The following is a 23,083-nucleotide window of genomic DNA, read 5'->3' as shown; positions in this document are numbered from 1 at the left end:
CTGGGTGCTTGTTTCCGGAACTCGGGCACAGCCTTTTTCGGAACGCAAGCGAGAGTCTAAAGCTGCGCTGCAGCGAGACGTTTTGAAATAATCGTTCGCTCAACGCCCTTGACCGGTAATCTTGCGTCTGAGATATGTCAATAAGGCTGACCCAAATTTTTGGAAGCGTGTTTTGGCCCCATCCTCTTCCGACGTCGACGACCTGCCGCTCAGCCCCTCTTCCGAGGCCGTCCCGCATGACCTGATCGAGCTGCTGTTCTTCGCCTATCGCGACTTCGTCGGCGACCCCGACCGCATCCTCGCCGATTACGGTTTCGGCCGGGCGCATCACCGCGTGCTGCACTTCGTCCAGCGCCGTCCCGGCCTGACCATCGCCGAATTGCTCGACATCCTCCAGATCACCAAGCAGAGCCTGAATCGCGTGCTCAAGGAGCTGGTCGAGAAGGGCTATATCGAGCAGCGCACCGGCCGGCAGGACAAGCGCCAGCGCCATCTCCACACCACGCCTTCGGGGCAGGACCTCGCGCTGCGCCTCGTCCGCCTCCAGGCAAAGCGCATCAACCGCGCGCTTGAAGGCGCCGCGCCTGAAACCGCGGCCATCGCCGCGCGCTATCTCGCCGCCCTGATCGACCCGGCCGAGCGGCCGAAGGTAGAGCGCCTTCTCGACAAGGCTTAGTGATCTCGGCTGTATCGCCCTTGTCATTCCGGGGCTTCGCGTAAGCGAAGAACCCGGAACCCACGACCGGGCGAGCCGACTGTAACGGGCCCCCAGACCCAACCCGGTCGTGGGTTCCGGGTTCGCGCCTGCGGCGCGCCCCGGAATGACAAACGGTGGAGCTGAAGGTTCCGTCTCCTCAGAACCTCCTTAGCGGCGACCGGCCCCGCGGGTTATGCTATGGCAGCCCAGCACCGCGAGCGCGCCGACTAAGATCGGCGCAGGAGAAAAGCGCGAGATGATCGCAACCGAGACCCTGGCGAAGCCGGCCCGCAAGCCCCTGCCCGACGAGGCTCCGCATATCCTCGTCGTCGACGACGACCGGCGCCTGCGCGAATTGCTGGGGCGCTTCCTCGGCGACAACGGCTACCGGGTCACGACGGCTGCCAATGCAGCGGAAGCCGATACGCGGCTGGGCAATCTCGTCTTCGACGCGATCGTGCTCGACGTGATGATGCCTGGCGAGAACGGCTTCGACTTCGCGCGGCGCTTTCGCGGCGGCTCCGCCGTGCCGATTCTGATGCTGACCGCGCGCGCCGACGGCAAGGACCGCATCAACGGCCTCGAGATCGGCGTCGACGACTATCTCTCCAAGCCTTTCGAGCCGCGCGAATTGCTGCTGCGGCTCGGCAACATCCTGAAGCGCACCCTGGTCGTCGAAGCCGCGCAATCCGGCACGCGGCCGGATTTCGTCCGCTTCGGCCCCTTCATCTACGGGCTGGCGCGCGGCGAATTGCGCAAGGGCGAGGAGACGATCCGCCTGACCGAGCGCGAGCGCGAGATCCTGACCGCGCTGGCCGAACGCGCCGGCGAGGTCGTGCCGCGCGAGGAATTGGCCGCGCAGGGCTCCGCCGCCAATGACCGCACCGTCGATGTCCAGATGAATCGCCTGCGCCGCAAGATCGAGCGCGACCAGGCCGACCCGCTCTATCTCCAGACCGTGCGCGGCGTCGGCTACAGGCTGGTGACGGACCGGACGTGACACCGCTGCAAACCGGCAGGAAAGGCCTCTCCGCGCTGCGCTCACTCGCGCGTACGATAACGCGTGGCTCCGCCGGGCTGGAACAGGCGCTCGAAAGCCTCGGCAAGGTCGTGCGGCCGATGGCCAAGCGCATCGGCCGCCCCTTGCAGGTCGTGGCGCGCTACATGCCCAAGGGGCTTTATCCACGCGCACTCGTCATCGTCATCGCGCCGGTCGTGCTGCTGCAATCGGTCATCGCCTATGTCTTCATGGAGCGGCACTGGCAGACGGTGACGCAGCGCCTCTCGTCCGCCGTTTCCGCCGACATCGCCATGCTGATCGATGTCTATGAGAGCTACCCGCAGGATGCCGACACCGCGACGCTGTCGCGCATCGCGGCCGAGCGGCTCGGCATGGACCTCGACATCATCCCCGATTCCGACCTGCCGGCACCGGGCCCGCGCCCGTTCTTCTCGTTGCTCGACAATGCGCTCTCCACCGAGCTCAGCCAGCAGGTCGCGCGTCCGTTCTGGCTCGACACGGTCGGCCGCTCCAGCCTGATCGAGATCCGCATCAAGCTCGGCAAGAACGTGATGCGCATCCTGACGCGGCGCAATTCTGCCTATGCCTCGAACAGCCATATCTTCCTGCTCTGGATGATCGGGACATCGCTGATCCTGCTTACCATCGCGGTTTTGTTCCTGCGCAACCAGATCCGCCCGATCCTCAAGCTCGCCGACGCGGCGGAGGCCTTCGGCAAGGGGCGCGACGCCGATTTCAGGCCGCGCGGCGCCCGCGAGGTCCGCCGGGCCGGCAATGCCTTCATCGAGATGAAGCGCCGCGTCGAACGCTCGATCGGCGAGCGCACGACGATGCTGAATGGCGTCAGCCACGATTTGCGCACCATTCTCACCCGCTTCAAGCTCTCGCTCGCCCTGATGGAGCGCACCTCCGAGATCGAGGCGCTCGAGAAGGACGTCGACGAGATGAGCCGCATGCTTGAGGACTACCTCGCCTTCGCCCGCGGCGATGCCGGGGAGACCGCGGTCGAGACCGATATCCGCTCGCTGCTCGAGGAACTGAAATCCGATGCCGAGCGGCAGGGCCACCAGACCGAACTGACGGTGGTCGGCGATCCGCTGGTCGTGATCCGGCCGGACGCCTTCCGCCGCCTGCTGACCAATCTCGTCTCCAACGCCGCCCGCTACGGCGACCGCATCGCGATCCGCGCGACCCATGACGCGCGCTACCTGATCGTGATGGTCGACGACGACGGCCCCGGCATCCCGCCGGACCAGCGCGAGGACGTCTTCCGACCCTTCTTCCGGCTCGACGAGGCCCGCAATGTCGATGGCGGCGGCACGGGCCTGGGCCTCGCCATCGCCCGCGACATCGCCCGCGCCCATGGCGGCGACATCATGCTCGCCGATTCGCCGCTCGGCGGCCTGCGCGCAACCGTCCGGCTGCCGGTCTAGAGTCACGCGGTTTCGCTCGACAGCCGCGAAAATCGAGCGCTAGTCTCACGATGACGCGAGGGGAGGCCCGGCATGCGGTTCCTGAGACGATCTCTGGCTTTCCTCGCAACGGCACTGCTGATGGCGGCATCCGCGGCGCAAGCGGAGGAAGTCGTCGATCTCGGCGGCAGCTTCCTCGGCAACGGCCGGGCCCTGCTGAACAAGCCCGCAGGCAAGGCTCGCGCCGGGCTCGTGCTTCTGACCGGAGGCGACGGCTATGTCGGCATCGGCGCCGATGGCAGCGTTGCGCGTAGCGGCAACTGGATCGTCCGCACCCGGGGCGCCTATGCTCGCAGCGGCATTGCCAGCATCACGCTCGATGGCGGCGCCGATCCGGCCAAGGCAGTGGAATACATGCGCGGAATCGCACCGCGCGTCATCGTCGTGGCAATGAGCCGCGGCGCCCTCAAGGTCGCCGACACGCTATCGGCACGGCCGGATGGTGTCGTCTTCGCCTCCTCCATTCTGGACGGCGCACGCGGCATGATCGGCGATCCCGGGCGCCTGCCGCCGACGCTGATCATCCACCATCGGCAGGACAGTTGCCGCCTGACGCTGCCGGACTCGGCCGTCACTTTCCAGCAATGGACCGGCGGCAAGGCACGCCTCGTCTGGATCGACGGCGGCAGCTCGACCGGCGATCCCTGCCAGGCCCGTGCCTATCACGGCTTCATCGGCCGCGAGGGCCAGGTCGTCGGCGCCATCACGAGCTTTGCGGGTTCGCTGCGCTAGCACCGGGGCCGATTGGAGCGAGTTCGGGCAAACGTGCCACCGCGTGGTCGATGAAGGCCCGCACGCGCGGCGCCGGCTGCCGGCCCCCCGGTACCACGAGCTGCACCGGCAAGGGCGGCGGCTCGAACTCCGGAAGCAGACGCACCAGCGTGCCCGCAGCGAGGTCGTCCGCAGCCTGATAGGACAGCACCCGCGCCAGCCCCCGCCCGGCCCGCGCCGCGATCAGCACCGACTCCACCTCGTTGACGATCAGGCGCGGCGTCAGCACGACGGCGCTGCCTGAGCGCGGCCCGCCGAAGCGCCAGGTCAGCGTCTGGTTGGCGGCGACGCTTGCGATCGTCTCATGCGCCGTGATGTCGGCAGGCCGCCGCAAGGGCGGACAGTTTGCGAGATATGACGGCGCGGCGACGAGAATGCGCCTGACCTCCCCAACCTTGCGCATCAGCAGGCCGGAATTCGGCAACGGCCCGATCCGGACGGCGAGCTGCAGATCTTCCTCGATCAGGTCGAGGTTGCGGTCCGCGAGCACGATCTCGACCTGCACCTGCGGATAGCGATCGAGGAACTCGCTCACCAGCGGCGTGACATGCCGCCGGCCGAAGGAGAGCGGCGCCGTAATGCGCAACAGGCCGCTGACCGGCTCGCCCGCAGCGACGCCGAGGGCCGCCTCATAGTCTGCGAGCAGGCGCCGGGCCGTGGTCGCAAGCTCCCGACCTGTATCGTTCGGGGTCAAGCGCCGCGTCGTCCGCGCGATCAGTTGCGTCCCGATCCGCTCCTCCAGCCCGGCGAGCGCCCGCGTCACCGCCGGTCGCGATTTGCGCAGCCGCCGTGCCGCACCGGCGAGGCTGCCGGCGTCGACGATCGCGACGAAGATCGCAAGCTCGTCGATCCGGTCCATCGCTTCATTCCGAAAATTGAAATTCTGAGTTCAATCGATAGCAGATTTCGCCACTTCTGCGAAACGATCATGATCTCCGGGATCAGCAGGAGCATTGCCATGCCATCGTCAGAGATCGTCCTCCACGGAACGCCCCTCTCGGGCCACGCCCATCGCGTCGAGCTGCTGCTGCTCGCGCTCGGCCTGCCCTACCGCACCGAGCCGGCACCGGCAGACGTCCGGCAGAGCGCCGCCTTCCGCAGGCTCAACCCGCTCGGCCAGATACCCGTCCTAGAGGACGGCGACCTTGCCTTCGCCGACAGCAACGCGATCATGGTCTATCTGGTCAGGCGCTATGCCCCGGACAGCGCCTGGTTGCCACTCGACCCCGTCGGCGCAGCCCATGTCCAGCGCTGGCTCTCGATCGCCGCCGGCGAAGTCATGCACGGTCCTTCCATCGCACGCCTGATCACCCAGTTCGGCCTGAACGACGACAAAGCTCGCGCCCAGCGGATCGCGGCCCGGCTACTCGCCTTCATGGAAGAGCATCTCGCGACACGCGACTATCTCGCCGCCGCCCAGCCGACGATCGCCGATCTCGCCTGCTATTCCTATGTCGCCCATGCGCCCGAAGGCGGCATCTCGCTGAAGCCCTATCCGGCGGTGCGCACCTGGCTCGCTCGCATAGAGGCCCTGCCCTTCTTCAAGCCGATCCCGCCTTCGCCCCTGCCATCGGAGCTCGACGACGATGCTGCCTGACGGCCCCTTCCACCCTGGCGAACTGGCGGCGCAGGCACGAGCCGGCGTCGCTTCGCGCGGCGCCGGCATCCGTCCGTTCATGCCGGATCAGCACCGCATCTTCTTCGGCCAACTGCCCTGGCTCTTCGTCGGCGTGCTCGACCGGGATGGCTGGCCGCTGGCGACGGTCATCGCCGCCGCGCCCGGCTTCGTGAAAAGCCCGACCCCGACCACACTGTCCGTCGCGGCCCTGCCAGCCGAAGCCGACCCTGCGTTCGGATCGTTCCGGTCGGACAGCCCCATTGGCCTGCTCGGGCTCGAATTCGAAACCCGCCGCCGCAATCGGGCGAATGGCCGGATCGAGACCATCGGTGTGAAAGGCTTCTCGATTTCGGTCACGCAAAGCTTCGGCAATTGCGCGAAATACATCCAGGTCCGCAATCGGGTGCCGGATGGCAATGAGCCCGCCATATCCCCCACTGAATTCTCGGGCCTAGACGCGCAGGCGCGTACGCTGATCGCCCAGACCGACACGCTGTTCATCGCCAGCGCAGCCGCCCTGGACAGCGAGCTTGGCGGCGCCGACATCTCGCATCGCGGCGGCCGTCCCGGTTTCGTCCGCGTCGACGGTGACAGCCTCACCATCCCGGATTTCGCCGGCAACAACTACTTCAACACGTTCGGAAATCTGCTGCAGGAGCCGCGCGCGGCGCTGCTCTTCGTCGATTTCGCGACGGGTACGCTGCTGCAATTGCAGGGTGAAGCGGAGATCGTCTGGCAAGGACCGGAGCTGGCGCGGCTCGATGGCGCCGAGCGCCTGTGGCGCTTCCATGTGAAGCGCGGCTGGCGCCGGCCCCGCGCGCTCAGCCTGCGCTGGTCGGCACCGGAATTCGCGCCGACCACCTTGCAGACTGGCCTGTGGTCGGTGGCGGCCTAGAAGAGCCGCCCGCCGATCGGCACTGCGTGCCCCGGCCCGATCAGGACGACCTCGCCCTCGGCATCGGGAATGCCGAGGGTCAGCACTTCCGACATGAACTTGCCGATCTGGCGCGGCGGGAAATTCACCACCGCGAGGACCTGCCGGCCGGGGAGATCCTCCGGCCGGTAGTGCTTGGTGATCTGCGCCGAGGATTTCTTGCGGCCGATCGTGCCGCCGAAATCGATGACGAGCTTGATCGAGGGCTTGCGTGCCTCCGGATAGGGCTCGGCCTCGACGATCGTGCCGACACGGATGTCGACCTTCAGGAAATCGTCGAAGCCGACCGGAATGGCCGGGGCGGAAGGCTCGCTCAAAACTCCGCCCATCCGTTATCGCGCGCGTCGGCAGCGGGCTTGTGGACCGCAGCGCCACCGCCGCCAGGGGCCTTGGCGCGCGGCACCGCCGGACGCGGCGGCGCAGCGACGGCTGCCCGCATGGTCTGCGAGATCGCCTTCAGCCGGGCGACGTCGCCGCCAAGCTGGAAGCGGGCGACCAGCGACGAGAGCCGGTCCGCCTCTTGCGACAGCGAATGCGCGGCCGCGGTCGACTGCTCGGCCATCGCGGCGTTCTGCTGGGTGGCCTGGTCCATCTCGCCGACGGCGGAATTGACCTCCTGGAGACCTGAGGCCTGCTCCTGCGCGGCGCCGGCGATCTCGGCGACGAGCGCGGTGACGCGGGTGATCTCGGAGGCCATGCGCTGCAGCGCCCCGCCGGTCTGGCCGACGAGCGTGACGCCCTTCTCGACCTCGATGGTCGAGGCGTCGATCAGCGTCTTGATCTCCTTGGCAGCGGCGGCGGAACGCTGCGCCAGCGCCCGCACCTCGGAGGCCACGACCGCGAAGCCCTTGCCGGCATCGCCGGCCCGCGCCGCCTCGACCGAGGCGTTGAGCGCGAGCAGGTTGGTCTGGAAGGCGATCTCGTCGATCACGCCGACGATCTGCGAGATTTCCTGGGCCGATTTCTCGATGCCACCCATCGCCGTCACCGCATCGCGGACGATACTGGTCGACTGCTCGGCCTCGGACTTGACCTGCTCGGTCGCCTGGTTGGCGAGGCGAGCGCTCTCGGCGGTCTGGCGCACCGTGGCGGTGAGTTCGTCGAGCGCCGTCGCGGTCTCCTCGACCGAGGAGGCCTGCTGCTCGGTACGGCCTGCGAGATCGTCGGCCGCCTGGCTGATCTCGGTGGAACCGGCCTTCATGCTGTCCGTATTGGTCGCGATCTGGCGCATCGCGTCTTCCAGCTTGGCGATGGCGCCGTTGAAGTCGTCCTTGAGCTTGACGTATTCGGCCGAGAAGTCGGCCTCGATCCGGTAGGTCAGATCGCCATCCGAAAGACGCTCCAGGCCCTGGCCGAGCGCATGGACCGCATCGGCCTGCGCGCGGGCATGCTCGGCGCGGTCGGCCTCGTTGCGCCGGCGTTCGCCATCGGCGGCGCTGCGATGACCCGCAGCCTCCTCCTCCATCCTGAGCTTGTCGGCCTCCATCGCCTCCTTGGCGAGGGCCGCGTCGCGGAAGACGACGAGCGTACGCGCCATCGCGCCGATCTCGTCGGCTCGCTCCTGATGCGCGATCGCGGTGTCGAGCTGGCCCGCAGCCAGTCCCTCCATCGAGCCGCGCAGCGAATGCAGCATGCCGGAGGCGCGCCGGCTGAGCAGGACCACGAGGCCGAGCATGACGAGGCCGAGCGGCACCAGCACCTTGGCGACACCGCCGACCATGCCCATGAAGGCTGCGTCGACGTCCTGAACATGCAGGCCCGAGCCGACCAGCCACTGCCATTCCGGAATGCCGATGACATAGGCGATCTTGAGCGAAGGCTCCTTGTCGCCGGCCTTGAGCCAGCCATAGTCGACGAAGCCCTGCGTCTTCGCCTTCACCAGCGCGATCATCTCCTGGACGAAGAACTTGCCGTCCGCGTCCTTGAGCGGGCGCATGTCGGTCGACTGGATCTTCTTGTTCGCGTGCAGGACGCTGATGCCGTCGTAATTGACGAGGAAGTAGTAATTCCCGTCGTCGAAGCGAGCGCTGCCGATCGCGTCCATCGCCAGCTTCCTGGCGTCCTCTTCCTTGAGCTCACCGCTCTGGACCCGCGCCAGATAGCCCTTGACCGTCGTCGCCGCGGCCTCGACCGAATTCTTGATCTCGGCCCGCTTGAGCGTGATCTTCTCGTTGCGGGCAGCATTCAGCGTATAACCGACGGCGCCGACAGCGATCAGCACGGCCAAGGCTGCGATCAGGCCAAAGCAACGGCTGATCGACAGAGTCGCAAGCTTCCTAGTGAACGACATTCGCCTATCCTGCGCGAGGGAGAATTCCCCTCATTCGCGCGGAACTGGCTAAAACGCGCTTAACGCTGACCGAGTTTTGCCACATTTTGTCGCAGGCGGCTGCGAGGCCGCCCGGCGCTCAGATCGCCGGCGCGTAGTCCTCGTTGTCCTCGCCGCGCTCGGAGGCCCGCTCGCGCCGGCGCCCCTTCAGTGGCCGCCCCGCGCACAGCGCGCGCGCCAGCCCACGGAACGGCGCCGTCAGCCGGTGGACATCCTCGATGCGGGCCATGATGCGCCCGGCCGTCTTCAGCTCGCGGTCGAGCCGCGCCATCGTCTTCGACAGCTCCGGCTCGTCATCGTCGAGCCAGGCCTCGGAGACCCGTGCCATCAGCAGCACCGCGCCCTGCACGCGCACAGCCCCGAGCGCGTCCTCGGTCGGGATGCCGGCCGAGGCCAACATGTAGCGCCAGGAATTGACCGCCCCGCGATTGAGCGCCGCCAGCGCCAGCGGATCGCGGCGGATGACCGGGGCGATCTTGCGCAGGCTCGCCTTGTAGGGCGCCATCGCATCGAGCCGGCGCATGACGAGGTCGAACAGCCGCTCCTTGACGGGCTCGCCCGCGAGGTCGTCCGAGGCATTGGCCAGCACGGCATCGTCGACGATGCGGGTCACGCCGCCGAGCATGGCGAGCTTGGACGGGAACAGCCCGCGCAACTGCGCCAGCGACAGCCCGGCCTCGGTGGCGATATCAGGCAGTTCGATCTGGTCCCAGGGCCGCTCGGCTGCGAGCTTCATCAAGGCATCGACGGCGCGCTTGCGCGGGTCGACCGGCTTTGCCGCTGGCGGCGAGGCCTCGGACGGAGTGGAAACGGGTTTGCGGGCCATGGGACAGCTCCTCTCGCTTCGCGATGAGCGAAGGTTAGGCCGCTATCGTGGCAGGTGAAAGACCATTCAACCCGAAAGCTCGCCGGCGCGACGTTTGGCAGCAGCCACGGCCTTGCGCATCAACGGCTTCATGCCGTCCTCGGCCATCAGCACCTCGAGCGCAGCCGCCGTCGTCCCGCCCGGCGAGGTCACGTTCTGGCGCAGCGTCCCCGGAGGCAGCGGCGACTGGAACAGCAATTCGCCCGCGCCCTCGATCGTCGCCCGCGCCAGGCGCTCCGCGACATCGGCCGGCAGGCCGGCATCCTTGCCGGCGGCGGCCAGGCATTCGACGAGATGGAAGACATAGGCCGGACCTGAGCCCGACACGGCCGTCACCGCATCGATCAGGCCCTCGTCCTCGAGCCATTCGACCTTGCCGATGCTGCCGAGCAGGGCATCGGCGGTGGCGCGCTGCGCCGCACTCACCCCCTTGCCGGGAGCCGCGGCGGTGGCGCCGCGCTGCACGGCGGCCGGCAGGTTCGGCATGGCGCGGATGATCGCACCGGCGTTGGGCAGGCGCGCCGCAAGATCGTCCAGCGTCTTGCCCGCGAGGATGGAGATCAGCAGCGTCCTGGGATGGATGAAGGCCTGCACGGCAGGCGCCGCCGTATCGAGCATCTGCGGCTTGGTCGCGAGGACGACGACCTCGGCCGCCGGAATCTCCTTTGCGGAGGGATTGAGCCGCATGCCCTTCTCCTGGGCGAGCGAGACCATCTCGTCCGACGGCTTGGGATCGATCAGGCTGATTCCCCGGGGATCGATGCCAATGCGCAGCCAGCCCTCCAGCATGGCTCCGCCCATCTTGCCGGCGCCGATGAGGACGAGCGATTGCGGAAGGGAGTTCGACATGACGGCCTCTCAAGGCTTGGCGTTTCACGGGCCCCTGCCCGGACGCTCACGGCCGGGAGCCTTCCCGACCCGTGGCCCCCCGGTCAAGTCCGCCCGGGCGGTTTCGGCGGCTCAGGCCTCGCCGACCGTCTCCAGGATCGCGCCCTCCATGCCTTCCTTGGCGGTCTTGCCGGCCCAGACGACGAACTGGAAGGCTTGATAGTAGCGTTCGCAAGCCTCGACCGCGGCCTTGATCAGCGCGATCGCCTGCTCCTCGGTCGGCTCGGCGCCACCGGAAAGCAGCAGGGCATGGCGGTACATGACCACGCTTTCGCTGCTCCAGAGGTCGAAATGGCCGAGCCAGAGCTGCTCGTTGACGAGACTGACGAGCTGCAGCACCTCGCTGCGCCGCCGCTCCGGCACCTTGAGGTCGAAGGCGCAGGCGATATGCAGGGCCTCCACCTCGGCAAGCCAGGTGATCGCGACATGATATTCCGACCAGCCGCCGGTGACGGAGACGGAGAGTTCGTCCTCGCTGTCGCGATCGAAGGACCAGTCATTGAGTGCGGCGAGGCGTTCGAACAGGTCGAGCGGGTTGGAAGGCCGATCCAGCTCGGCATCCATATCGAGGTCTATCATGCCCTAGGGTCCACCTTCCGGATGCTGGCGCATCCGGCGCGTTCGAGAAGAGGAACACGGCGACTGGAAAGCCGAAGGAACGCAACACACCTCCGGAGCCTCTCAACGGAGATGCTCCCATCCGGCACGGCAGGACGAATCCGCCCGACGAATCAATTCTTTCCACCGACGATAGCGCAGGCGCTGTGACGCTCCCAACACGGCGCCAAGCTCCGCGGATTCGGCCGGCGGGCTCAATCCCCTCGGAGGGCTGTCCACAGCACATGGCTGTGGACATGACCTCAGGGTATTCAGGACTTGCCGAGCTTCTCCTCCAGCGCCTTCAGCCGCGCGGCGAGCTTGTCGTTCTCTTCGCGGGCGATCAGCGCCATCTCGCGCACCGCCTCGAACTCCTCGCGGGTGACGACGTCGAGATCGCGCAGCAGCCGCTCGATCTGGGTCTTCACCACCGTCTCGACCTCGCGCCGCACGCCCTGCGCCGCGCCGGCCGCATCGGTGGCGAGGCGGGCGATGTCGTCGAGGATGCGGTTGCCGGGGTTCACCATGGTTCTCTCCCTTAGAGCATCGGCCCGAAAAGTGTGACGCGGTTTTTCGGGAAAAGCCGATGCAAATTCAAAGATCTGGAGCATCGGACTGAATACGATATTCAGTCCGATGCTCCAGAGGCGCGAAACTCTCTGGACACAGCCTATAGGCAGCCCGCGCGGGCGCCGCAATTGCGACCGGATGTCGGGCTTGCCCCTCGGCGACCGGCGCGCTCACATGGGCGACCGTCCGGAGGATCTGCGCCATGGCCCTGCATTTCACGCCCGCCGAATTCGCCCGCCGCCGCGAAACACTGCTCGCCGCGATGCAAGACGGGCGCCTCGATGCCCTCTTCCTGTTCCAGCAGGAATCGATGTTCTGGCTGACCGGCTACGACACCTTCGGCTTCTGCTTCTTCCAATGTCTCGTCGTCAAAGCCGACGGCACCATGGCGCTGCTGACCCGTTCCGCCGACCTCCGGCAGGCACAGCAGACCTCGAACCTCACGGATATCCGCGTCTGGAAGGATGGCCGTGACGCCGATCCCAGCGCCGACCTGCTCGCGCTGACTCGCGATCTCGGCCTTGCCGGCAAGCGCATCGGGGTGGAATTCGAAGCTTACGGTCTCGTCGCCTCGAATTACCGCAAGCTCGAAGCCCGCTTCGCCGGGCAGGCCGAGCTTATCGACGCTTCGCTGATCGTCACGCGCCTGCGCGCCGTGAAATCGGCGGAGGAGATCGCCTATGTCCGGCGCGCTGCCGTGCTCGCCGACGCGGCCGACCGCGCCGCGCTCGCCGCGATCCGGGCCGGCGCCGACGAGGGCGAAATCCTCGCCGCCCAGCACAATGCGATCTTCGCGGGCGGCGGCGACTACCCCGCCAACGAGTTCATTATCGGCTCCGGCCGCGACGCCCTGCTCTGCCGCTACAAATCCGGGCGGCGCCGGCTCGATGCGAACGACCAGATCACTCTCGAATTCGCCGGCACCGACCGGCATTACCACGTCGCCGCGATGCGCACGGTCGTCGTCGGCGAGCCCCGCCCGCTCCACCGCCCCTATCACGCCGCCGCCCGCGACGCGCTGCTCGCCTGCGAGGCCGAACTGAAGCCCGGCCGCACCGCGGGCGACGTCTTCGCCGCCCATGCCCGCATCTTCGACCAACACGGCCTCGCGCAGCACCGACTCAATGCCTGCGGCTATTCGCTGGGCGCCAAGTTCACGCCGTCATGGATGGATTGGCCGATGTTCTACGAGGCGAATGACTGGCCGATCGTGCCGGGCATGGTGATGTTCGCCCATATGATCCTGATGGATTCCGCCAGCGAAACCGCGATGTGCCTGGGCCGAACCTATCTGGTCGGCGAGGGCGGCGCCGAGGCGCTCAACCTGCCCGATCTGGACCTCGTCATCCGTTGAGCCTAGAAGAAGCGCGCAGGGAATCTCGAAGCAGTCCACAGCCCAAAGGGCGGGAGGCGTCATGATCAACCGTTTTAGCGGCCTCGTTCTGGGGCCGGTTTTGGCGCTGGCTGTCGCCGGCTGCCAGGAAACCACCCAGACCGCCGCGCGGCCGCGCGTCGATGCGCCCGGCGTCCCGGTCTCGGTCCAGAGCATCTCCGGCGCGCCGGAAAACGTCACGACGAGCTTTGCCGGCCTGCTCGGCGAGGCCGCGGCCGAGCGCAAGATGGAGATCGTTCCCGGCAACAAGCCGGCGCGCTTCCGCGTGAAGGGCTATCTCACCGCCCAGCCGACCGAGGACGGCCAGACCGCGCTCGCCTTCGTCTGGGACGTCTACGATTCGACCAAGCAGCGCGCCCAGCGCGTGCAGGGCGAGAGCATCGGCAAGCGCAGCGGCGGTTCCGATCCCTGGGCCGGCATCGACCAGACGATCGTGGCCAAGGCCGCGTCCGACTCGATGGATGCCATCGCCGGCTTCCTCGTCACCACGCCGGGCGTCGAGACGCTCACGGTGGACGACAAGGCCAACAAGCCCACCGCCCGGACGGGTACCCGCGTCGCCGCGACCGCCGACAAGAAGAGCTGAGCCACGGACCGGCGCCGCCCCGCCGGCGACGCTACGGCAGTGGTTTCCGGGTCACGGCGCGACGCCCCGCGCTTTTTACTCGTCGATATTGCACTGCAGCAGTCGACTCCGTCCGACCGCGCTGTTAAGAGCCGTTCGAATTGAGCCGGCAACGCCGGCCCTCCCTGCTCAGCCTTACTGCAACGGTGCGCTACGGCATGGCCTCCCATTTTAAAGTCGTCGCCGGCAACTCCAATCGCCCGCTTGCCGAGGCGATCTGCAGCCATCTCAGCATTCCCCTCGCCAAGGCCTCCGTCCGGCGCTTCGCCGACATGGAGGTCTTCGTCGAGATCCAGGAGAACGTGCGCGGCCAGGATGTCTTCATCATCCAGTCGACCTCGTTCCCGACCAACGACCATCTGATGGAGCTCCTGATCATCACCGATGCGCTGCGCCGCTCCTCGGCGCGCCGCATCACGGCGGTGATCCCCTATTTCGGCTATGCCCGGCAGGACCGGCGCGCCTCGGGCCGCACCCCGATCTCGGCCAAGCTCGTCTCCAACCTGATCACCCATGCCGGCGTCGACCGCGTGCTGACGCTCGATCTCCATGCCGGGCAGATCCAGGGCTTCTTCGACATCCCGACCGACAACCTGTTCGGCGCCCCGCTGATGGCGCGCGACATCAAGGACCGGCTGGAATGGAAGAATGCCATGGTCGTCTCGCCGGACGTCGGCGGCGTGGTCCGGGCGCGTGCGCTCGCCAAACGCATCGACGCGCCGCTCGCCATCGTCGACAAGCGCCGTGACCGGCCGGGCGAGTCCGAGGTCATGAACATCATCGGCTCGGTCGAGGGCCGCTCCTGCATCCTGATCGACGACATCGTCGATTCCGGCGGCACGCTGGTGAATGCGGCCGACGCGCTGCTCGAGCAGGGCGCCAAGGAGGTCTACGCCTATATTACCCATGGCGTGCTCTCCGGCGGCGCGGTGGCGCGCATCGCCTCGTCCAAGCTCAAGGAACTGGTCATCACCGACTCGATCATGCCGACCGAGGCCGTGAAGGTCGCCCGCAACATCCGCGTCATCTCCATCGCCGGCCTGATGGGCGAGGCGATCGAACGCACCGCGAGCGAGACCAGCGTGTCGAGCCTGTTCGACTGAGAGGTTCGGCTTGGGTAATTCCCGCGCCCTCGTCCTGTTCTCCGGCGGCCAGGATTCGACCACGACCTTGGCCTGGGCTCTCGACCGCTTCGACGCGGTCGAGACGATCGGCTTCGACTACGGCCAGCGCCATCGCATCGAGATGGAATGCCGCGAGACCATTCGCGCGAAACTTCCGGCACTCTCCGCCCGCTATTCCGAGCGGCTCGGCCCCGACCATGTCGTCGATCTCAAGGCGCTCGGCGCGATCTCCGAGACGGCCCTGACCCGCGAGACCGAGATCGCCTTTGCCGAGACCGGCCTGCCCACGACCTTCGTGCCGGGCCGCAACCTGATCTTCCTGACCTTCGCCGCCGCGCTGGCCTATCGCCGCGACCTCAAGCACATCGTGCTCGGCGTCTGCGAGACCGACTATTCCGGCTATCCCGATTGCCGCGACGACACGATCAAGGCGATGCAGGTCGCGCTTGGCCTCGGGCTCGACCGCAGGCTCGTGCTGCACACGCCGCTGATGTGGCGCGACAAGGCGCAGACCTTCGCGCTGGCGCGCGCCATCGGAGGGCAGGCCCTGCTCGACCTCGTGATCGAGGAGAGCCATAGCTGCTATCTCGGCGACAGGACGACCCGGCATGACTGGGGTTACGGCTGTGGCCATTGCCCGGCATGCGATTTGCGATCAAAAGGCTTCGCGGCCTATCTCGCAGCCCCCGATGACAGCGGACCTATTCCATGACCCGTGATCGCCAGCGCCTGACGGAAGGCGTTATCGCCCTCGTCCTGTTCGGCCTGACCATTCCCGCCGCCAACTGGCTGATCGGCAATGCCGGCGCGGTCTGCGTGCCCAATGGCCCCTGCCTCGTCCCGGTCTGGCCGGGCATCATGGCGCCGAGCGGCGTCCTGATGGTCGGTCTCGCCCTCGTCCTGCGCGACATCGTCCAGCGCCGCCTCGGCCCGCTCGCCGGTCTCGGCGCCATCGCGGTCGGCGCGCTGATCTCGGCGACGCTCGCCCCCCCCGCCATCGTGCTGGCCTCGGTCGCGGCCTTCCTGTTGTCCGAACTCGCCGATTTCGCCGTCTATACGCCGTTGCAGCGCCGCCGCTTCGTCACGGCCGTCTTCGCGTCGAGCGTGGTCGGCCTCGTCGTCGACAGCCTCGTCTTCCTGCATCTCGCCTTCGGCAGCCTCGACTTCCTCGCCGGCCAGATCATCGGCAAGGCCTGGATGGTGCTGCTCGCCCTGCCGCTGATGCATCTCCTGCGTCGTCGCGACGAACGGTTGGGCCTCGTGGCCGCCTGAAAGCCGGAAAGCGCGGCGCCGCATAAACTTTGCAGCCGCGCCTCAATCTGACCTTAAGGCATTTGCGATAGGGAACGGGTTCTTCGACGAGCATTCAGTCGGATAATCCGTGATCAGACCTTCGGGCCGCCTGCAGGCTCTTCAGAACGATATTCTTGAAGACATCGCGCGCGGCGAGCCTCTGATCGCGTGCATGGAGCGTCTTTGCCATCGTGCCGAGGCGATCTCGCCCGGCGTCATCTGCTCCGTCGTCACCGTCGACGACCAGGGTTGCCTGCAGCCTCTCGCCTCTCCCAGCCTGCCGGCTCATTATGTGAGCTGTATCAAGGGATTACCCGCCGGCCCCAATGTCGGCTCCTGCGGAACCGCGGTGTTTCGCGGTGAGCCCGTCGAAGTCACCGACATCGCCACCGATCCGCTTTGGGCGCCCTATACCGGCCTTGCCCTGCCGCTCGGCCTGCGCGCCTGCTGGTCGACACCGATCAAGGCCCGCGACGGCCGCGTCGTCGGCGCCTTCGCCTTCTATTTCACGCGCCCTCGCCGCGCCCGCGAACTCGAACGCCAGATCGTCGCGACCTGCGTCCATCTCTGCGCCATCGCGATCGAGCATGACGAGGTCCGCACCCGCAATCACCGTCTTGCCTATTTCGACACGCTGACCGGACTGCCGAACCGCAGCCAATTCAACGGCGCCATTGCCGAGATGAGCGCCACCGGCCGCCGCTACGGGCTGATGCTGATCGACATCGACCATCTCAAGCGGGTCAACGATACGCTCGGCCATGCTGCCGGGGACGCGTTGATCGCCGAGGTCGGCATGCGGCTCGGCACGGCGCTTGCCGATTGCCTGACCTGCAGGATCGGCGGCGACGAGTTCGCCGTCCTCGTCCGCGATTGCGAGGGGCCGGCCCACATGCGCGCCCTCGCCTCGGCCGCGCTGGCAGCGGTCGCGGTCCCGCTCGACCATGACGGCCACAGCATCGTGCCGGGCGTCACCATCGGCGGGGCGCTTGCCGGTGAGGATGGGCTGGACAGCGTCATCCTGCGTCAGAATGCCGACCTCGCGCTCTACCATGCCAAGGAAACCCGGCGCGGTCGCTATGTCCGCTTCCGCCGGCAATTGCGCAGCGCGATGATGCAGCGCATCCGGGTCCGCCGCGATGTCGACGGCGCGCTCGGCGACGAGCGCATCATCCCCTATTACCAGCCGGTCATCCGCCTCGAGACCAGCGAAGTCGTCGGCCTCGAGGCCCTGGCCCGGATGCGCCTCGACGACGGCCGCATCGTCACCGCCGGCGAGTTCCAGGACGCGCTGCGCGATCCGAAGATCGCCCATCGCACCACCACCCAGATGCTGACCGCGGTCGCCGCCGACATGGCGGAGTGGCGAGCCGACGGCCTGAATTTCCAGCATGTCGCGGTCAACGTCACCTCGGCCGATTTCCAGAAGGGCGACCTGGTCCAGCGCGCGAGCCGGATTCTGGAACGGGCTGCCGTGCCGATGCGGCAGCTCGTGATCGAGGTCACCGAACAGGTCTTCATGGGCGGTCGCAGGGACGGCGTCGCACGCACCATGGAAGCGCTGCGCGCCTGCGGATCGCCAGTCGCGCTCGATGATTTCGGGACGGGCTTCGCCTCGCTCACCCATCTGCTCGATTTTCCGATCGACATCATCAAGATCGACCGCTCCTTCGTCGGCTCGATCGGTAGCGGCGCGCGCAGCGAGATCATCATCGAGGCGCTGCTGACCATGACCCGCCGCCTCGGCATGAACATCGTTGCGGAAGGCATCGAGAAGCAGACTCAAGCCGAACGCCTCGCCGAAATGGGCTGCCGCCTCGGCCAGGGTTACCTGTATTCCCCACCGGTCCCGGCCTCGGTCATCCGGGAGTGGCTGCTGCGCTTCGCCCAGCCCAGGCAGGCGACAGCGCCGGCCGCCGGGCGCGTCGCGAACGCAGCCTGAGAGCTTCCGGAAAACCTGCGAGCGAAGCCGGACTTGAGATCGCGGCGGTTTTCGCCTATGAGCCCCCCAGCGTTCGGCTGACACCCTTGGAGGCTCTGAACGCGCAATCCGATGGCCGCCACGAGGCGGCCTTGTCATTTACAAGTCAAGGACATCCAACATGACCGCCGTGAAGCAAATCGAGGCTTCGGCGCGCGCACAGGTCGGCAAGGGGGCCGCTCGTGCTGTTCGCCGCCAGGGCCAGACGCCTGCCGTGATCTATGGTGGGGGCGCTGCTCCCGAAGCCATCGCGCTCGACGCCAACAAGACCCGCCAGCTGATTTTCGGCGGCCACTTCCTGACCACGATCTTCGAGATCAGCGTCGCTGGTAAGAAGCAGCGCGTCATTCCGCGCGATTACCAGCTCGACCCGGTCAAGGATTTCCCGATCCATGTCGACTTCCTGCGCGTCGCCAAGGGCCAGACCGTCACGGTCCAGGTTCCGGTGCACGTCGTCGGTCAGGAGCAGAGCCCCGGCGTCAAGAACGGCGGCCTGGTCCAGATCGTCGAGCACAGCCTCGAAGTCACCGTCGAGCCCGACAGCATTCCGGAGTCGATCGACGTGTCCGTCGCTGGTCTGAACATCGGCGACTCCGTCCATGCCGACGCGATCAAGCTTCCGGCCGGCGCCAAGCTCTCCGTGGGCGCTGACGCCACGATCGTCACGGTCTCCGCGCCGACCGTAGAGGTCGCGCCGGCCGCCGACGCCGCCGAGGCTGCTCCCGAAGCCAAGGCCTGATGAAACGGCGCCAGCCGGCGCCGCTTCCATCCGGAACGATCACGAGACGGCCGGGCCAGCCCCGGCCGTTTTGCTATGGCATCGGACCAGTCCAATGCTGCACTGACAAGCCTGCCGGAGTCCCGCCATGCTGATTTTCGCCGGCCTCGGCAACCCCGGCGCGCGCTATGCCCGCAACCGGCACAATATCGGCTTCATGGCCGTCGAGGAGATCGCACGCCTGCATCGCGCTTCACCTTGGCGCGCCCGCTTCCAGGCCGAGGCCTGCGAGGCGACGATCGGTGGCGAAAAGGTCATCCTGCTGAAGCCGCAGACCTATATGAACGAGTCGGGCCGCGCGATCGGCGAGGCTGCGCGCTTCTTCAAGATCGCGCCGGCCGATGTCGTCATCTTCCATGACGAGCTCGATCTCGCGCCCGCCAAGCTGCGCGTGAAGCTCGGCGGCGGCAATGCCGGGCACAACGGCCTGCGCTCGACCACGGCCGCCATCGGCAACGACTATCGCCGCGTCCGGATGGGCATCGGCCACCCCGGCGACAAGGCGCTGGTCCATTCTTATGTGCTCAACGATTTCGGCAAGCCCGAGCAGCCTTGGGTCGAGGATCTCTGCACGGCCTGCGCCGACCATGCCGCCCTGCTCGCAGCCCATGACGACACCGGCTTCCAGAACAAGGTCCATCTCTTCATGGACGCGCGCGGCCACGCCGCCGTGAAGCGCCTCGGCGAGAAGAGCGACGGCTGATTCCCCTGGCGTGAAAACACGGGTCATCCCGGACGGAGCGCAGCGGAGATTCGGGATCCATGCCTGAACGTTGATCGGAAGCGCTCCGGAATGGATCCCGGGTCAAGCCCGGGATGACACTGGTGGTTCCGGAGTTATAGCGGCAGCTTGGCACCCGCCTTCGCCACTGTGACGCGGCTGGTGCTGTAGCTGCCGTCGGCCTGCCGGCTCGCCGTCATCGCAACCTGCGCGCCGGGCTTGAGCTCGCTCGCTTCCGCCGGCGCCGCCATCAGGATCGTCGCCTCCGGGGTGATCGCGACCTTCTGCTCTCCGCCGGGATAGCTCAGCACCAGATTGGCGCCGTCGACCTTGGAGACGGTCTCGGCCACCGTGGCATTGGTCATGGTCGCGTCCGGCAGCACGCCCCAGGGGCGATGCCCCTCGCCCGTGCCGCGCATCGTCTCGGGGAAGATCACGACCTGCACGGCGAGCAGCGTGCCGTCGGCCTGCGGCTTCGCACCGACACCGATGAAGCTGCCCTTGGCGACATCCGAGGCCTTCGCCGCGACCATGCCACCGACCGAGAAGCCCGGCGCGAGCGCGACCTTGATCTCCCGCCCGTCCGCAGCCTTGAGTTCCAGCGTCGCCCCCGCCATCCGCTCGACCGTGCCGCGTAGCCGTGTCCCCGGCGCCTGGGCGACGGCCATGCCACCGACAAGGGCAAAGGCCGGCAGGGCGAACGCGAGGCGGATACGGTTCATGGCGAGGCTCCGAACGGTGCGGGCAGGCATCCCGCCCGATCCAGCGCCCGCGCCTGCCACGCCGCCATGCACGTTCGCGTGAGGCACACGGCCGCCATAAGGCCTGCGGCTCTTGTCTTTATCGCGCAAGCCCCCCAATAAGGCCGCAACTTCAAAGCTTCACGCCCGGCCACGGCGATCCGCCACGGGCAACGGAACAGGCGATCATGGGTTTCAAATGCGGAATCGTCGGCCTGCCGAATGTCGGCAAGTCGACCCTCTTCAACGCTCTGACGCAGACGGCCGCAGCCCAGGCTGCGAACTACCCGTTCTGCACGATCGAGCCGAATGTCGGTGACGTCGCCGTGCCGGACGAGCGGCTGGAGAAGCTCGCCGCCATCGCCGGCTCCAAGGAGATCATCCCGACGCGGCTGACCTTCGTCGACATCGCCGGCCTGGTGCGCGGCGCCTCGCGCGGCGAAGGGCTCGGCAATCAGTTCCTCGCCAATATCCGCGAATGCGACGCCATCGCCCATGTCGTGCGCTGCTTCGAGGATGGCGACATCACCCACGTGGAAGGCAAGGTCTCGCCGGTCGACGATATCGAGACGATCGAAACCGAACTGATGCTCGCCGATCTCGACAGCCTCGAGAAGCGCGTGCTGCCGCTGGAGAAGAAGGCGAAGTCCGGCGATAAGGAGGCCAAGGAAGCGGTCGACCTGATGAACCGCTGCCTTACCCTGCTGCGCGACGGCAAGCCCGCCCGCCTGGTCCAGGTCTCGGCAGAAGAGCGCCGATCGTTCGAATTGCTAGGCCTGCTCTCGTCAAAGCCCGTGCTCTATGTCTGCAATGTCGAGGAAGCCAGCGCCGACAAGGGCAACAGCTTCTCCGAACTGGTCAAGAAGCGCGCCGCCGAGGAAGGCGCAGTCGCCGTCGTCGTCTCCGCCAAGATCGAGAGCGAGATCGCCGTGCTCCCGGCCGCCGACCAGAAGGATTATCTGGAAGCCGTCGGCCTGGAGGAGCCGGGCCTGAACCGCGTCATCCGCGCCGGCTACGCCCTGCTCCATCTCGTCACCTATTTCACGGTCGGCCCGAAGGAGGCCCGCGCCTGGACGATCGAGAAGGGCACCAAGGGGCCGCAGGCCGCCGGCGTGATCCATACCGATTTCGAGAAGGGCTATATCCGCGCCGAGACCATCGCCTACGAGGACTACATCGCCAACAAGGGCGAGTCCGGCGCGCGCGAGGCCGGCAAGTTCCGGCTCGAAGGCAAGGACTATGTCGTCGCCGATGGCGACGTGCTGCATTTCCGCTTCGCGAACTGAAGAGCCTGCCGGCGATGTCGTTTTTCGAGGATTTCGTTCCGGGCCAGAGCGCATGTTCGCGCAGCCTCGACGTCTCGCAGGACGACATCGTCGCCTTCGCCTCGCGCTATGACGCGCAGGATTTCCATGTCGACCCCGAAGCGGCCAAGACGAGCTTCGTCGGCCGCCTGATCGGCTCGGGCTGGCACAGCTGCGCGCTGCTGATGCGCCTGATGGCGGAAGATTTCCTGCTCGACGCCGCCAGCATGGGCGCACCGGGCATCGAGGAGGTGAAGTGGCTGCGCCCTCTCCTCCCCGGCGACAGCGTCAGTGCCCGCCGCACCGTGCTCGAAAGCAAGGCCTCGCGCTCGCGCCCCGAGATGGGCCTCGTCCGCTTCAGGCTCGAACTCCTGAATCAGCGCGACGAGCCGGTTCTGGAGCAGACCAACTGGATCATGTTCGGCCGCAGGGGCTCCGGCATCGGCAAGCACCCTGCCGGTCCGTGGCTCGATCACGCACCGGTCTACGAGCGCCCGGTCGTCGTGTGTCTGGTGGAAGCGCCCGCCGATCCGCCCGGCCCGCCGCGCTTCTTCGAGGAGCTTTCGGTCGGCGACAGCCACGAGCTCGGCAGCTTCGTCTTCACGTCCGAGGAGATCGTCGCCTTCGCCCGCAGCTTCGATCCGCAGCCCTTCCACATGGACGAAGCCGCGGCCCGCAACAGCTCGTTCGGCAGGCTCGCCGCCTCCGGCTGGCATACGGCCGCCGTCTGGATGGCCTGCATGGTCCAGCACCGCAGGCGCCAGCTCGCGGTGGCGCCCGACCGGCCCGCGCGCCTTGGACCCTCCCCCGGCTTCAAGAACCTGCGCTGGACGAAGCCGGTCTTCGCCGGGGACCGCATCACCTATCGCTCCGAGGTCATCGACAAGCGCGAGAGCGCCTCGCGCCCGCAATGGGGGCTGTTCTTCCACCGCAACACCGGCGTCAACCAGGACGGCGAGGAAGTCTTCAGCTTCGACGGCTGCGTTTTCGTCGAACGCATGCCTCGCTAAATCATTTTTAAATCAATAATCTACGGCGCAAGAATCGAACGCTGACTTCCGCCAATCTACGTAGCAGCTACAAACCTGGAGGCTCAATTGCTCTTGGTTTCTGGGCCTGCTTGCGCTGCACCAGTCACGCCTGACGATCCCGAATCGTCCAGCGCAGCGGCCTCATCGGCGATCAGATCGGCCACCCGTACGCCAATGGCATTGGCCAGCTCATAGAGCGAGATGATCGTCGGGTTTCGCCGACCGCGTTCAAGGCTGCTGATGTACCATTGGCTAAAGCCCGAGCGCTCCTCGACCTGTGTTTCGGCGTGCAAGTTTGACCCCATGAGGCGGGGGATCGGCGTCCAACTTT

Annotated in this window: 25 protein-coding genes; 16 read left to right on the top strand and 9 right to left on the bottom strand. The window is 67.2% G+C overall.

Going from position 1 to position 23,083, the window contains the following annotated elements; translation table 11 throughout:
• Positions 1-172: 172 nt before the first annotated feature.
• The 4 genes from ACODTJ_RS04130 to ACODTJ_RS04115 all read left to right on the top strand — a co-directional run bounded on the left by ACODTJ_RS04130 (position 173) and on the right by ACODTJ_RS04115 (position 3,922).
• Positions 173-676, top strand: a complete 504-nt coding sequence (locus ACODTJ_RS04130; RefSeq protein WP_454655952.1) for a MarR family winged helix-turn-helix transcriptional regulator — start codon at positions 173-175, stop codon at positions 674-676.
• A 277-nt stretch (positions 677-953) separates the two neighbouring features.
• Positions 954-1,697 (top strand): response regulator, encoded by a 744-nt coding sequence (locus ACODTJ_RS04125; protein ID WP_454655951.1) that lies wholly within the window; start codon positions 954-956, stop codon positions 1,695-1,697.
• Between the two features lie 119 nt (positions 1,698-1,816).
• On the top strand, positions 1,817-3,151 hold the full coding sequence (locus ACODTJ_RS04120; protein ID WP_454658960.1) for an ATP-binding protein: 1,335 nt from the start codon (positions 1,817-1,819) through the stop codon (positions 3,149-3,151).
• A gap of 72 nt (positions 3,152-3,223) precedes the next feature.
• Entirely contained in the window at positions 3,224-3,922 is a 699-nt protein-coding gene (locus ACODTJ_RS04115; RefSeq protein WP_454655950.1) for an alpha/beta hydrolase family protein, read from the top strand.
• On the opposite strand, the gene ACODTJ_RS04110 is transcribed toward ACODTJ_RS04115, so the two are convergent.
• The gene (locus ACODTJ_RS04110; RefSeq protein ID WP_454655949.1) at positions 3,894-4,820 is read right to left on the bottom strand and encodes a LysR family transcriptional regulator; all 927 of its coding nucleotides are present in this window, start codon (positions 4,818-4,820) and stop codon (positions 3,894-3,896) included. The two genes, ACODTJ_RS04115 and ACODTJ_RS04110, sit on opposite strands and share 29 nt — an antisense overlap.
• Before the next feature lie 99 nt (positions 4,821-4,919).
• Here ACODTJ_RS04110 and ACODTJ_RS04105 point away from each other — a divergent pair, with 99 nt between their 5' ends.
• Complete coding sequence (locus ACODTJ_RS04105; protein ID WP_454655948.1) at positions 4,920-5,558, top strand: glutathione S-transferase; 639 nt, start codon at positions 4,920-4,922, stop codon at positions 5,556-5,558.
• The gene (locus ACODTJ_RS04100; protein WP_454655947.1) at positions 5,548-6,474 is read left to right on the top strand and encodes a pyridoxamine 5'-phosphate oxidase family protein; all 927 of its coding nucleotides are present in this window, start codon (positions 5,548-5,550) and stop codon (positions 6,472-6,474) included. Before ACODTJ_RS04105 ends, ACODTJ_RS04100 begins: the two co-directional genes overlap by 11 nt.
• Here ACODTJ_RS04100 and ACODTJ_RS04095 read toward each other — a convergent pair.
• From ACODTJ_RS04095 to ACODTJ_RS04070, 6 genes are all read right to left on the bottom strand, one after another.
• Positions 6,471-6,830, bottom strand: a complete 360-nt coding sequence (locus ACODTJ_RS04095; protein ID WP_454655946.1) for a tRNA-binding protein — start codon at positions 6,828-6,830, stop codon at positions 6,471-6,473. The genes ACODTJ_RS04100 and ACODTJ_RS04095 overlap by 4 nt on opposite strands.
• Positions 6,827-8,803, bottom strand: a complete 1,977-nt coding sequence (locus tag ACODTJ_RS04090) for a methyl-accepting chemotaxis protein (RefSeq protein WP_454655945.1) — start codon at positions 8,801-8,803, stop codon at positions 6,827-6,829. Before ACODTJ_RS04090 ends, ACODTJ_RS04095 begins: the two co-directional genes overlap by 4 nt.
• A gap of 118 nt (positions 8,804-8,921) precedes the next feature.
• On the bottom strand, positions 8,922-9,668 hold the full coding sequence (locus ACODTJ_RS04085) for a TetR/AcrR family transcriptional regulator (RefSeq protein ID WP_454655944.1): 747 nt from the start codon (positions 9,666-9,668) through the stop codon (positions 8,922-8,924).
• A gap of 66 nt (positions 9,669-9,734) precedes the next feature.
• Positions 9,735-10,556 carry a pyrroline-5-carboxylate reductase gene (gene proC, locus ACODTJ_RS04080; RefSeq protein ID WP_454655943.1) on the bottom strand — a complete coding sequence of 274 codons (822 nt, stop codon included), beginning with the start codon at positions 10,554-10,556 and terminating at the stop codon, positions 9,735-9,737.
• Between the two features lie 111 nt (positions 10,557-10,667).
• Complete coding sequence (locus tag ACODTJ_RS04075) at positions 10,668-11,174, bottom strand: type III secretion system chaperone family protein (protein WP_454655942.1); 507 nt, start codon at positions 11,172-11,174, stop codon at positions 10,668-10,670.
• Between the two features lie 290 nt (positions 11,175-11,464).
• Positions 11,465-11,719, bottom strand: coding sequence for an accessory factor UbiK family protein (locus tag ACODTJ_RS04070; RefSeq protein WP_454655941.1), 255 nt, complete (start codon positions 11,717-11,719; stop codon positions 11,465-11,467).
• Between the two features lie 245 nt (positions 11,720-11,964).
• On the opposite strand from ACODTJ_RS04070, the gene ACODTJ_RS04065 reads away from it, so the two are divergent.
• From ACODTJ_RS04065 to pth, 8 genes are all read left to right on the top strand, one after another.
• Positions 11,965-13,116 carry a M24 family metallopeptidase gene (locus tag ACODTJ_RS04065; RefSeq protein WP_454655940.1) on the top strand — a complete coding sequence of 384 codons (1,152 nt, stop codon included), beginning with the start codon at positions 11,965-11,967 and terminating at the stop codon, positions 13,114-13,116.
• A 61-nt stretch (positions 13,117-13,177) separates the two neighbouring features.
• Positions 13,178-13,741 carry a hypothetical protein gene (locus ACODTJ_RS04060; RefSeq protein WP_454655939.1) on the top strand — a complete coding sequence of 188 codons (564 nt, stop codon included), beginning with the start codon at positions 13,178-13,180 and terminating at the stop codon, positions 13,739-13,741.
• 197 nt (positions 13,742-13,938) lie between these two features.
• On the top strand, positions 13,939-14,883 hold the full coding sequence (locus ACODTJ_RS04055) for a ribose-phosphate pyrophosphokinase (protein WP_454658959.1): 945 nt from the start codon (positions 13,939-13,941) through the stop codon (positions 14,881-14,883).
• A gap of 10 nt (positions 14,884-14,893) precedes the next feature.
• Entirely contained in the window at positions 14,894-15,616 is a 723-nt protein-coding gene (queC, locus tag ACODTJ_RS04050) for a 7-cyano-7-deazaguanine synthase QueC (protein ID WP_454655938.1), read from the top strand.
• A complete protein-coding gene (locus tag ACODTJ_RS04045) occupies positions 15,613-16,176 on the top strand; it encodes a VUT family protein (protein WP_454655937.1) in 564 nt (187 codons plus the stop codon). The genes queC and ACODTJ_RS04045 overlap by 4 nt, the downstream gene beginning before the upstream one ends.
• 109 nt (positions 16,177-16,285) lie before the next feature.
• Positions 16,286-18,139 (top strand): putative bifunctional diguanylate cyclase/phosphodiesterase, encoded by a 1,854-nt coding sequence (locus tag ACODTJ_RS04040; protein ID WP_454655936.1) that lies wholly within the window; start codon positions 16,286-16,288, stop codon positions 18,137-18,139.
• Positions 18,140-18,299: 160 nt separating this feature from the next.
• Positions 18,300-18,917: a 50S ribosomal protein L25/general stress protein Ctc gene (locus ACODTJ_RS04035; RefSeq protein WP_454655935.1), complete on the top strand. Its 618-nt coding sequence runs from the start codon at positions 18,300-18,302 to the stop codon at positions 18,915-18,917.
• 127 nt (positions 18,918-19,044) lie between these two features.
• The gene (pth, locus tag ACODTJ_RS04030; RefSeq protein ID WP_454655934.1) at positions 19,045-19,659 is read left to right on the top strand and encodes an aminoacyl-tRNA hydrolase; all 615 of its coding nucleotides are present in this window, start codon (positions 19,045-19,047) and stop codon (positions 19,657-19,659) included.
• A gap of 134 nt (positions 19,660-19,793) precedes the next feature.
• On the opposite strand, the gene ACODTJ_RS04025 is transcribed toward pth, so the two are convergent.
• Positions 19,794-20,399, bottom strand: a complete 606-nt coding sequence (locus tag ACODTJ_RS04025) for a hypothetical protein (RefSeq protein ID WP_454655933.1) — start codon at positions 20,397-20,399, stop codon at positions 19,794-19,796.
• A gap of 206 nt (positions 20,400-20,605) precedes the next feature.
• Between ACODTJ_RS04025 and ychF the strand changes: the two genes are divergently transcribed.
• Both ychF and ACODTJ_RS04015 read left to right on the top strand, forming a co-directional pair.
• Entirely contained in the window at positions 20,606-21,703 is a 1,098-nt protein-coding gene (gene ychF, locus ACODTJ_RS04020) for a redox-regulated ATPase YchF (protein ID WP_488847629.1), read from the top strand.
• A 14-nt stretch (positions 21,704-21,717) separates the two neighbouring features.
• Positions 21,718-22,731, top strand: a complete 1,014-nt coding sequence (locus ACODTJ_RS04015; RefSeq protein WP_454655931.1) for a MaoC family dehydratase — start codon at positions 21,718-21,720, stop codon at positions 22,729-22,731.
• A gap of 83 nt (positions 22,732-22,814) precedes the next feature.
• Here ACODTJ_RS04015 and ACODTJ_RS04010 read toward each other — a convergent pair.
• Positions 22,815-23,083 (bottom strand): helix-turn-helix domain-containing protein (locus ACODTJ_RS04010; protein ID WP_488847628.1); only part of this gene is annotated, 269 nt, incomplete at its 5' end.

This window comes from Allobosea sp. FG18 (assembly GCF_057809495.1).
Note: the sequence above shows the minus strand (reverse complement) of the source record. Positions and strands in the feature narration are given on the sequence as shown.